This window comes from Kordia sp. E (assembly GCF_056033805.1).
The window spans coordinates 624738-637499 of sequence record NZ_JBRASR010000002.1 but is presented as its reverse complement, the minus strand read 5'-3'; the positions used below and the strand labels follow the sequence as shown (position 1 = coordinate 637499).

7 protein-coding genes are annotated in these 12762 nt (G+C 34.8%); all 7 read right to left on the bottom strand.

All coding sequences use genetic code 11. The features are described 5' to 3' along the window. Positions 1-19 precede the first annotated feature (19 nt). Positions 20-559 carry a peptide-methionine (S)-S-oxide reductase MsrA gene (gene msrA / locus ACUUYC_RS05870; protein ID WP_474264565.1) on the bottom strand — a complete coding sequence of 180 codons (540 nt, stop codon included), beginning with the start codon at positions 557-559 and terminating at the stop codon, positions 20-22. Between the two features lie 692 nt (positions 560-1251). Beyond that, on the bottom strand, positions 1252-2691 hold the full coding sequence (locus ACUUYC_RS05865; RefSeq protein ID WP_474264563.1) for an alpha-amylase family glycosyl hydrolase: 1440 nt from the start codon (positions 2689-2691) through the stop codon (positions 1252-1254). A gap of 39 nt (positions 2692-2730) precedes the next feature. Next, positions 2731-5118, bottom strand: coding sequence for a TIM-barrel domain-containing protein (locus ACUUYC_RS05860; protein WP_474264561.1), 2388 nt, complete (start codon positions 5116-5118; stop codon positions 2731-2733). 3 nt (positions 5119-5121) lie between these two features. Then, positions 5122-7188, bottom strand: a complete 2067-nt coding sequence (locus ACUUYC_RS05855) for an alpha/beta hydrolase (protein WP_474264560.1) — start codon at positions 7186-7188, stop codon at positions 5122-5124. Between the two features lie 193 nt (positions 7189-7381). Next, on the bottom strand, positions 7382-9310 hold the full coding sequence (locus ACUUYC_RS05850) for a glycoside hydrolase family 13 protein (protein WP_474264558.1): 1929 nt from the start codon (positions 9308-9310) through the stop codon (positions 7382-7384). Between the two features lie 406 nt (positions 9311-9716). Further along, a complete protein-coding gene (locus ACUUYC_RS05845; protein ID WP_474264557.1) occupies positions 9717-12026 on the bottom strand; it encodes a glycoside hydrolase family 65 protein in 2310 nt (769 codons plus the stop codon). Positions 12027-12103: 77 nt separating this feature from the next. After that, positions 12104-12760, bottom strand: coding sequence for a beta-phosphoglucomutase (gene pgmB, locus ACUUYC_RS05840; protein WP_474264556.1), 657 nt, complete (start codon positions 12758-12760; stop codon positions 12104-12106). Positions 12761-12762 lie beyond the last annotated feature (2 nt).

The window sequence follows — 12762 nt, the reverse complement described above, 5'->3', positions numbered from 1 at the left end:
AACAAGAAGCACTAAACAATCACTTCAATTTATCAGCAAACAACTTTCTCAACTTCGTTAATTTAGGTGTAATTACATAACTACAATAGCCTTGTCGTGGATTTGATCTATAATAATCTTGGTGTTCCGCTTCAGCTTCATAAAAAATTTCCAACGCCGTAACTTCAGTAACAATAGGCTCATCGTAATAATCAGCCATTTGCTTTAGGACAGTTTCTGCTGATGCACGTTGTTGTTCGGTATGATAAAATATAGAAGATCGATATTGTGTTCCTACATCAGCTCCTTGACGATTTAAGGTTGTAGGATCGTGTGTTGCCATAAACATAATCAGAATTTCTTCAAACGAAACAATATCTGCATCAAACATCAATTGAATCACTTCGGCATGTCCCGTAAGACCAGAACAAATTTCACGATATGTTGGTCTTCCAGGCGCTGTTCCACCTGTATAACCAGAAACTACAGTTTCTATACCTTTCACTTCTTGAAAAACGGCCTCTGTGCACCAAAAACATCCGCCACCAATTGTTGCTATTTGTATATTTTTATCTTCCATAAACGTATAATTCTATTCCTAGTATAGGCAGTACAAAGATACTCATAAAATGGATCATTTTATACCTTCATGTATGCTTTCATAACACCTTATTCAAGCATTATTTCATGCAATATACCCTAGATAAACAACCGTTTAGTAGTATGAAATTCGGTTTTATTTTTCATAAAAAAGCAAATTAACGCAAAAAACACTGTCAAAAATGTCACAAAATAATGTTGTTTTTTGTAGTCTAAGACTAACAAAACAAAGAGGCTTGACATAACTTCGTCAATTTATAAGGCATTCATCTACAAAAAGTATTCATTCGTCGAAGGATTGATAGTTGTTGTCTAATATATAGGGTTTTATATCGTTGAGAATAGTATATTTGGACTTAACTTTTTTTCATGGTTAAAGTAATTTATTGGTTATAAATTATTTCCCTTATTACCCTAAGACCCCAAATAATAATAACCAATTTTGGTAAAAAAAAAGAGCTTCCGCAAGGAGGCTCTTTTTGATTAATGAAATTAGCTTTTGAAAAGCTTACTAAAGCGCCTTCAAAAGTGTCGTTTAATCTGCTAAATTATTTTAGAAACTTTGTTTCACTAGAGCATCAAACATTCAGAAAACGTCAATTCGAGTATTTTTGATGAAAAATGTATCGAGAATTGTTTTTTGAATACTTAAAAACTCATATCAAATAAACATTACTCACCAATCAAAATCAAATACTGCCAAGGTTGTAACGCTACATCTTGACCTTCTCTAAACATCACAATGTCATAATTCATATAGTTTGTAAAACTTCCTGCAAGATCAATTTTAGTAATTACAGCATCTTTGGAAAGGTTTCCGATATAATAAACTGCTTTTCCATCTTTCTCACGCTTAAATGCTAAAACGTTGTCTGCTTTACTTGTGGTAAGTTTTGTGTACGAAGCTGCATTTTTTCCGCCGTGTAACGCAATATGTTTATTCTTTAAGTCTCCAAGTTTTTCTAAAACAAGCCACATATTTCCTTTCGTTTTTGGAATTTCATCTTTTTCAAAAAACTTCAAACGATGCTTCATATCATACTCTTGCCCAGAATAAATCAATGGCATTCCTGGCGCTGTATAAATTAATGCGGTAAATGCTTCTCCGCCTTTGCCCATGCGTTCTTCAATAGTTCCATTCCAAGAATTCTCATCATGATTGGTCACAAAATTCATCAAAATATCATCATTTTCATATAACGAATCAATTTGCTGCATGCGTTTGTCCCAATCTGCAACGGTTTCTTTTCCTTGTGCAATATGATTCATACGGTGATGTGTATCCCATCCATATGCCATGTCAAATAAGTTGCCTTTTAATAGTTCAGGTTCCCAAGCTTCTGCTAGCATAAAAATATCTTTTGTAGCACGTAACTGTGGAATAGCTTCTTGCCAAAAATCAGTTGGAACTGAACCTGCAACATCACAACGGAAACCATCAACGCCTTCTTTTTCTAACCAATAGTTCATGTCTTTCACCATTGCTTTGCGAAGTTCTTTATTATCATAATTTAAATCAGCAACATCTGCCCAACCAACCGGGATTCCGTCTTCGTTTAATGGATCTGTAATTTCGCCTTTAGCATTTTTTGTGTAGAATTCCGGATTTGTTTTCAACCAAGTATGATCCCAACCTGTATGATTTGGAACCCAATCCAAAATCACATATATATCATTGTCATGCGCAACTTTAACTAATTCTCTAAAATCTTCAATCGTTCCAAACTCAGGGTTAATCTTTGTAAAATCTGAAACTGCGTAATAACTTCCTAAATGCTTTTTACGCTCTTCAGGATCTTTAATTTTACTTGCAAAATCGCCACCTGTTGCTTTACGTTTGGTTTCAGAAATTGGAAAAACAGGCATTAACCAAATGACTTTTACACCTAATTTCTTTAACTGAGGAATATCTTTTGTGAAAGCATCAAAAGAACCTTCTTTTGAATATTGACGAATATTTGCTTCATAAATAACAGCATTTTCCATCATGTCATCGGAAACTGCTGCAATTGCCTTTCTTTCCGTTTTTGGTGCTTTTTCAACTTCCTTTTTTTCTGTTTTACACGAGAAAAATAAAAGCATCGTGATTAAAAATATAGTTAATTTTTTCATTTTATATATGTTTATAAATGATGTTTAAATTGATTCAATTTATAGTTTAATACTAATTTTTCGTTCTTTTTTGGTGTTCCATATAATGGAGAATGTAACTATCTGTTGTTGTTGATTCCAGTCAAATTGTACACGCTTTCCGCAAAATTTTACTTTCCGCGGTTTTTTATCAATGCTATGTATCGTGAATGTAATTTCTTTTATGCTTGTTGAAAAATTAGAACCAGTTTCTGCTTCTAAATCAATCTCTAATCGACTCTTCTTAAATTCACTTTCAAATTCTAATAATTCATACTGCTTTTTTTCATAAGCATTTGAAAGTAATCCATTATCAGTATAAAGCATTCGTTTACTTTTACTGATGTTTACATCATGATAATAATGCACATCAAATGCATTCTGATTGTAATTTGCAGTCGTTTGCATCGGCTTTGCCATCGGAATAAATGCACCGCTACGAACATACGTAGGAATTGAATTTTCTTTCGTTGAAACTACGTTGGTTTGTCCGCCAGCAACTTTTTCATCTGTATAAAAATTATACCAATTTGTGCCTTTTGGAAAGTATATTTCTTTTGTATTCACGCTATCTTTTACAATTGGAGTCACTAAGAAATCATTTCCCCATAAATAGGTTTCTGAGTTTGTATATAAATCTTTATTGTCAGTTTCTTCAAAAAATAATGGACGCATTAATGGCGTTCCTTTTTGGTTATTTTCAAAGGCAATAGTATAATTATAAGGCAATAATTTATAACGTAATTCAATTGCTTGTTTGGCTAGTTTTTTCGCTCTTGGCGATCTAAATACAGGTTCACTAGCAACTTCTTCTTGCGCATGTGGTCTGTAAATTGGTTGAAAAACACCGTATTGTAACCAGCGGATATATAAATTGTCGTTTAAATTCGCGCCAGCAAAACCACCTAAATCAGAGTGCATATAACCCAAACCTTGCATTCCCATTTGTAAAGCAATTTCTGTTTGCGATTGCAATCCACCCCAAGTTCTATTCACGTCACCAGACCAAGGAATCAATCCAAAACGTTGCGAACCCGAATAACCTGCTCGCATCAAAATAAAAGGTCGTGTATTTGGGAAATCTTTAGTGTACCCTTCATAAATCAATCGTGCCCAATCGTGTCCGTAAATATTATGTTTTTCGTTTGCAGTTCCTGTGTGATGCAGTAGTTTTTCTGGATGCACTTCTGGTTCTCCCAAATCGCCCCAAACGCCTGCAACGCCCATTTCAGCGAGTTCTTTATAAATTCCCCAAAACCACTTTTCTCCTTTCGGATTGTAAATATCAATCAAACCAGTATTACCAAAATAGAAATCGAATTTAAACGGATTTCCCACAGAATCTTTTGCTAAGATTCCTAAGTTTGAAGCTTCATACCAACGTTTAGAAGTTGTCAATACAAACGGTTCTGTAATAAAAACAGTTTTCACACCTTGATCATTAAAATCTTTGATCATCTGCTTCGCATCAGGAAATGAGTCTTTGTATACTTTCAAATTCCCCATCGTTCCTTTGATATCTTTTCCAAACCAATACAAATCTAAAATGACAGCATCAACCGGAATATTTTCATCTTTAAATGCTTTGATAGTTGCTTCAGTTTCTGCTTGTGAGTGATAACCAAATCGACTTGAAAAGTTTCCAAATGCCCAACGTGGTGGCAGCGGTTGTTTGCCTGTCAAATCTGTATAGTTATTAATAATATCAACCCAAGAATCACCAGCAATGACTTGATACACTTTACGTCCAGAAATAGTTTCGTAGGTAAGTGTATTATCTTTTTTACTATCTAAATCCAAATAACCAATTGGCGCATTGTCAAAATGAATCATGTATTTATTAGAAGACAGCACAATTGGTAAAGTAAAGTTCATCAATTCCGAACGCGTTTCATATCCGTAATGTGCTCTATTATAAAGTTTCAAGCGATTTCCACGGCGATTCATTCCCAAAGCTCTCGCGCCGCCGCCCATAAGAGTTTCATCTTGTGTAAGATTGAACTGAATTGCTTCGCCATCTTCAACTTTTTGATAGCCGTTTTTCTCAGAAATGATCGGTTTTCCTTTGTAACTATATAAAATTTGGAATGGATTTAATGTAATTGTTGCCGAAATTCCCTCAGTTTCGAGTAAAACTTCTTGTTTTCCTTCCCAAAAACTAATAGTAGGAAACTTGGATTTCATTACAACGGCATGTGAATCATTTTTCGCTTTTTCTCCTGTTGGAATAAAGGTTGTTTCTATGATTTCCGTGTTATATACTTGTAGCAAATATGTTCCGTCACTTACATCAATTATCAATATAGATTTCCCGTCGAAAGAAGCTTTTTCAAACTTTCGATTATCATTCTGCGCCAGCGAAAATTGCCAACACAAACATGATATAAGTAGTATTTTAAATAATTTCATCTATTAATTTTTTAATAAAAATGTAAAGGGAATATGCAATCGTTTTTGCCAAGAATTCTCAGAATGATCTGCACCTTCAAACTTTAAGTTTTTATAATTTTCGTCTGTATATCCTTTTTGTTTAAAGATATAATCTACAGTTTTGGCGTATTTCGGATAATATTGATCTAAGGTTTCAGTTCCATAATCAAAATAGAATTTATGTGTTTTTGGTGATGGAACATGCTCGCCCATATATGCAAAAAAAGCATCAGGAATCGGATTGTCTTCCGTTGGCATAATACCAACCCAATGTGTTGAAATACAAGCCGCAGCACCAAATATTTCTGGATATTCGCACATAGCGTACATCGAAATCAATCCGCCCATGCTAGATCCTGCCACATGTGTATGTTCGCGATCGGTTTTAACGGAATAGGTTTTATCAATATACGGTTTCAATTCTTTCGTAAGGAATTTTAAATAATTATCAGCGCTAAATACAAACTCAAAATTGTTCTTTTTTGCTTGTGTCAAAAGTGCCTTTTTTGTGTCATCATTTAAATAGCCAAATGCTTTTTCAGGAAAATAATCTTGCCAACGAATTTCAGAAATATTCCAAGGAGAAACTACAATAAAATCCTTCACTTTTCCTTCCTTCATTAACTTAGAAGCAACTTCGTCAACTTGCCATTCTTGCTTGTTCCAAGTGGTAGAAGCATCGTATAACATTTGTCCATCGTGCATGTATAACACGCTATATTTTTTGTCTGCCGAATAGTTTTCAGGCAACCAAACATCTACATTTCGTGGGCGAATATAATTTGATGGAAAGTCTAAAACACGCATCAGTTTTCCACTTGCTAATTTTACAGTTTTCACTTCTTTAGAAACTGGATTTTTATCATTTGTTTTAATCGTTACATGTTCGGCGAATAACCAAAGCATTGCTTTTTTGAATTCGCTTCGCCAAAATGCTTCACTATGCGTTCCACTTGGCGTAATTTGCACATAAAAATTGTCTTTTGGAAAATTGTTTGTTTTTATCGTGCTTACAACGTTTTCTAAATTTTCCATCATATTTTCGCCTTCTTTCCCGCCCATTAAGTAATAGAGTTTAGAATTTTTGGCTTTCGTCAGATTGTTCTTTGTAAACGGAATAATTTTGTCCGAAAACCAAAATGAAGGTGAAAAGATACCTGCTTTTCCAAATACGTTTGGATATTCAAAAACGGCATAATGTGAGATGAGTCCGCCCATAGAACTTCCCATGATTCCTGTATTTTTGGCATCTGATTTTGTTCTATACTTTGCATCAATAGCTGGTTTTAGCGTTTTTGCAATGAAGTCTACATATTGTTTTCCTTCAGGTTCACCATATTTTTCATGTTTCCAAGGTGTGTATTCTTGCATGCGCTTTTCACTATTGTCAATAGCAACGACAATGACATCTAAACCATTTATTTGATGTAACCTGTTCATAGTTTCATCAGCTTCCCATTCACCTGAATAGGATGTTGCTTTGTCAAATATATTTTGTCCATCATGCATATACAATACAGGATATGATTTGCTTGAATTTGCATAGTTTGGAGGCAAATACACTAGGATATTTCGTGTACGATTGAGTTGTGGAATTTCAAATGCTTCTGCAAATATTTCTACGTTTGGTTGTTTGGTAGTAGTAGTTTTGTTTGCGCTTCCATCTGACCAAGCACCGATAGAAATATTGATTGTTTCGGCAATTTCTTTGAAAGAATAGGTTCTATTTTCAACATTTTGATGTTGCTTGTCAAGTTCGACAGTTTCCCAAGTTCCAAGCGTGAATTTGTAAAGTATTTTTTCTCTATGATTAGGCAATGTAATACTGTACATTTTATCGTTGAGTTCTAGTTTTAATTCAGGTCTTCCGCCTGACCAACCTTCAAAATCACCAGAAATATAGATGTCTTTTGTGTAATCGTGATCGTTTGGTAAATTGTTCACAACTATAGTTACCGATTTCTTACCATCAGTATTGTCATTTTTTTGTTGCCCTTTACAGGAAAGAAAAAGCAAAGAGACTAGTATAATTGTGATTTTATATTTCATAATATGTTTTCGTTTCAAAGTACTTCTCGATACTATTTTTCTTTGAAAAATCACTCGAAGTGACGTTTTGTTTTTTTAGTATTTAGGTATTAGTATTGAGAATTTAGACAAGTTTATTTAGCTTTTATAGTTTTAAAAGTGTTTTCTACTTTTACTATTGACATTTTGAAACGCTCTCAATTCTCAATACTATTTACTTTGTTGTCAAAATAATACTTCCTTTTTCTGTTAATTCAATGGCATCATTCCAAATGAATTTCTTGCCTGTAACTACATTTCTCAATGTTTTCCCTGTCAAATTCATTTCTGCATATCGTTTCAAATCAATTGTAATTGGTTGCTCATTTTTATTGATGATATGCACAACAGTTTCATCACCCAAAGTTCTAAATAAGAAATAAGTTCCCATAAATGGTGCAAAATGGGTTGTTTCTCCTTCGTGAATCGCTTTGCTCGTTTTGCGAAAGTTTAATATCTTTTTAAGATACGATTGCATATCCTTTTGTTCAGTAGTCAATCCTTCACCAGTAAAAGCATTTGTTGTATCACCTTGCCAACCACCTGAAAAATCTGTTCTGATTAACCCGTGATCTCCAGGTTTTGCAAAGTCGTTCATTAGAATTTCCGTTCCGTAATAAATTTGCGGAATTCTTGGTAAAATCAACTGATAACTTAATGCCATTTTTGTATTTGTAATATCTCCATTAAGTTGTGTAAAGATGCGACTCATATCATGATTGTCTGGGAAAATCATAATGTCTTTCGGGTTGGCGTACTGAAAGTCGTTTGCCAAACCTTCATATATTTTGACTAAACCTTTGTCCCAAGATTCTTTTTCTGTCAAGGCTTCAACTGTTTTACGTTGCATTGCAAAATCCATCGTAGATGTAAGGTTACTTTCGTAACCATCTTTATTGTTAGCGCCTTTTTGCCAATATCCAATAAGTAAAGGATTGTAACTCCATTCTTCACCAACAATAGAAAAATTAGGATATTCAGTCATGATTGCGCCTGCCCATTTACTCATAAATTCTTTGTCAGGATATGGATAGGTATCTTGACGAATTCCGCTTAATCCCAAAGATTCTATCCACCAAATACTATTTTGAATGATATAGTTTGCCATGTATGGATTGCGCTGATTGAGATCGGGCATGGTTTCTACAAACCAACCGTTTGTCATGCCTTTTTTGTCGCTTTTGGAAGCGTACATATCCTGATTAGACGTTCTTCTATGATTTGAGTAGGTAGTTTTCTCACCGTTTTCAAATTCTTTTTGATAGTTTACCCAGTCATTAAATGGTAAATCTTTCATCCACCAATGTTCCAAACCGCAATGATTTGCTATTTGATCCATAATGAGTTTCATTCCACGATTGTTGGCTTTGTCTGCCAATTCTTTGTATTCTGCAAATGTTCCAAAACGTGGATCAACTTGATAATAATCTGTAATAGCATAACCGTGATATGAACCGCGTTTCATATCGTTTGTGAGTAGCGGACATGACCAAATTGCTGTAAACCCTAAATCGTCTATATAGTTTAAATGATTTGTAATTCCTTTGATATCACCACCATGACGCGCATAATCATCTTTACGATTGATGGTTGTTTCGTTCATGTTCTCAAACCGATCATTTTCAGGTTTCGCATTCGCAAATCGATCTGGTGTGATGAGATATAAAACGTCCGAACTGTCAAAACCAACATAGTCTTTCGCTGCTTTTATTCGCTTTTTAAGTTCGTAGGTTTGTGTGAGTTTGTCGCCATTTTTAAATTCGAAAATAATGTTGAATTTTCCAGCTTTTACGTTTTTTGAAATGTCTAAATCAATGAATAAATAGTTAGAGCTTTCTCCTTTTTTTATAGTTTCTATTTTGATTCCTGTGGATGAAATTGTTGGTGTTGCTTTCGCGATGTTTGGATGTTTTACTAGTAATTGTAGCTTGGTGTTTTTAAAACCTGTCCACCAATGTGGAGGTTCTATACGTTCGATATCATTGACGATTTCGATAGCTTCAGAAGATGAAATATTCGTAGTTGTGTCAAGATTCGTTTTGTCTTCTTTGTTGTTGCAAGAGAAGAAGAAAGCTAGTAGTATAACTAAGATTGTTTTTTTCATCTGATTTTGTTTTTATCTAGTATTGAGTTGTTAGTATTGAGAATTGAGACGTGTTTGTTTGAACTTTATAATTTCATAGTACTTCTCGATACTAAATTTTTCCAAAATTTCACTCGAAGTGACGTTTCTGCTTGTTTATAAAACTGTTATCGTCAGATCGAGTGGAAAATGTGATCACATTTTTTGTATCGAGATCTATTCTGTAACTCAATACATTCAACCGAAAATCATTCGAAGTGACGTTTTGAGTATTGAATTCTGATGAATTCCTGCCTTTGCAAGAATGACATTTGAAAGATTTTCAATACTAAAATCTCACTACTCATTACTATTTCTAGTCCTGATTGCAGCGGCATCCTCCCGATTTTCTCGGGAGATACAGCGGAAAGCAGGGAATAACTCCTTATTATATTACAGTGACCAAATCGTTTGGTGAAACGGCTACTTTTTTTCCATCAACCAAGATCACTAAATCGTCTCCTTTTTCTAGCTCAAATGAAGTACCTTCATGTGTAACGTTTATTTTGAGAATGTGATTTCGGTAGTTTACTTTGAATGAATAGCCTTTCCATTGCCATGGAATTCGTGGTTCAAACGAAAGTGTGTCGTTTTTCATTCGCATGCCGCCAAAACCTTCAACAATACTCATCCAAGTTCCTGCCATGGATGTGATGTGCAAACCTTCTTCCACTTCTTTATTATAATCATCCAAATCTAAGCGTGACGTTCGTAAGTAAAACGTATACGCCATGTCCATTTTGTCTAGTTTCGCAGCTTGAATACTGTGAACACAAGGCGAAAGTGACGATTCGTGCACTGTGAATGGTTCGTAGAAATCGAAGTGTTTTTCGAGTTCTTGTTTGGTGAAATGATCCTCAAAGAAGTAGAAACCTTGTAAGGTATCTGCTTGCTTGATATATGGTGAACGTAAGATGCGGTCCCAACTCCATTTTTGGTTAATTGGTCGTTGTGCTTGGTCCAAATCGGCAACGCTAACCAAGTCTTTATCTAGGAAACCGTCTTGTTGTAAATATACGTCGTATTGCTCACTGTATGGAAAGTACATATTTTCTGCAACTTCCATCCAAGAAGAGATTTCTTGCTCTGATAAGCGTGCTTTTTGCATGATACGATCGTAATCAGCGATGTATTCTTGTTTTACTTTTGCAAGGTGTTCTTGTGCAAATTTGATACACCATTGTGCAATGTAGTTTGTGTACCAATTATTATTGACGTTGTTTTCGTATTCGTTTGGACCAGTAACACCAAGAATTACATATTTGTCTTTTGCCGTTGAGAATGTTGCTCTTTGATGCCAAAAACGTGCAATTCCGATCATGACTTCTAAGCCCATTTCAGGAATGTAGCTGTAATCGCCTGTGTATCGAATGTAGTTATATATGGCAAACGAAATTGCACCATTTCGGTGAATTTCTTCAAAAGTGATTTCCCACTCGTTATGACATTCTTCACCATTCATGGTTACCATTGGATATAATGCAGCACCATTGTTAAACCCAAGTTTTTGAGCGTTTTCAATTGCTTTTTCTAAGTGATTGTAACGATATTGTAATAGGTTACGCGCTACTTGCTGATCTTTCGTTGTCATGTAGAATGGAATGCAATAGGCTTCCGTGTCCCAATAGGTACTTCCGCCATATTTTTCACCGGTGAATCCTTTTGGACCAATGTTGAGACGCGAATCTTTTCCAAGATACGTTTGGTTGAGTTGAAAGATATTGAAACGAATTCCTTGTTGTGCTTTTACATCACCTTCAATGGTAATGTCTGCCATTTCCCAGATTTTTGCCCAGGCTTCTTTTTGGTTTTCTAACAAAATATCAAAACCTAGAGAAGTTGCTTGGTTCAACGCTTTTTTAGCGGCAGAAATGAGTTCGCTTTTATCATGATTTGTAGAAACTGTATAACCTCCATATTTGTGTATAGTAAAGGTTTGATTTGCTTTTACGTCTTGCGAATAGTGAAACGAAATGTCTGTTGATTTTTCAGAAACATTCGTTGGTACCTCTAATGATTTTCCATCTAGTTTGAGTTCTGTTTGCATGAATGTACATGCATGGAAATCAGTTTTTAGTGTTTTGGCAACAATAAATGCTTGATTGTTTGCTGCTTTTACTTGAATGGTTTCCCAGAATTTTTCTTCCCAGTTGGTATCTTCATTTTCAATTCCAGCATCCAAGTATGGAGTATATTTTATAGTTGTGTCGTTGTTTAATGGTTTGATACTGTATGAAATGGCTCCAACTTCGTCAATATCTAAACTTAGAAATCGTTTTGAAGCTACTTCAATTTGAATGTCATTTTGTAAAGTTGCTGTGAATGAACGTTCATACCAACCTTCTTTCATGTTGAGTTCACGACGAAAGTTTGCTACTTTTTTGCACGTGTTTAAGTCTAGTATTTCATCGTTGATTGTTACGTTGATTCCAATCCAATTTGGAGCGTTGAGTACTTTGGCAAAATATTCTGGATAGCCGTTTTTCCACCATCCAACTTTAGTTTTGTCTGGATAGTATACGCCTGCTATATAACTTCCTTGAAACGTTGCTCCTGAGTAGTGTTCTTCAAAATTAGCTCGTTGTCCCATAGCTCCGTTTCCGATGCTAAAGAGACTTTCGGAAGATTTGACACTTTCGGTATCAAATCCTTCTTCGATGATTGACCAGTTATCTGGTTGTATATAATTCTGATTCATTATTTTTTTGGTATTAGCTTTTAGGAATTAGGTCGCTTCGCTTTTAGGTATTAAGCTAGAAACGATCTGATTCCGAGCTATCTATTTATTAATTCGTTTATAAAACTGGTTTGTATTTTGGTAAAATCTTTGAAGACATAATCTGCATGACCCAATGTTTCTTCGGAACCTATTCCGATAGAAATCATTCCTGCAGTATTTGCGGCAGTGACGCCAGCTACAGAATCTTCAAATACAATACAATCCGTTGGTATTTTGTTTAGTTGTTGTGCAGCAATTAAGAATACTTCTGGATCAGGTTTTGCTTTGCTGACGTCGTTTCCGTCAACAATAGCTTCAAAGCTTTCGAATAATCCTACTTTTTGTAGAATTTTACGAGCATTTTTACTTGCCGAACCTAATGCAATTCTTTGCTGTGTTTTTTGTAAATAGTTTAGTGTTTTTGGGACATCAGGAAGAATTTCTCCGGCGTCCATTTGTGCAATGTGCGATAAGTAGTTATCGTTTTTCTCTGCCATGTATTTCATGAACTGTTCTTCAGAGAGTGTTTTGTTTCCCCAACCTAAAATTATTTCTAGGGAACGTACTCTACTTACTCCTTTGAGCTGTTCGTTTTGTGCTAGCGTAATGTCAAAACCTAACTCGTTTGCTAATTGTTTCCACGATAGGTAGTGATACTTTGCAGTATCAACAATGACACCATCTAAATCAAATATAAATCCTTTTGTATTCATTG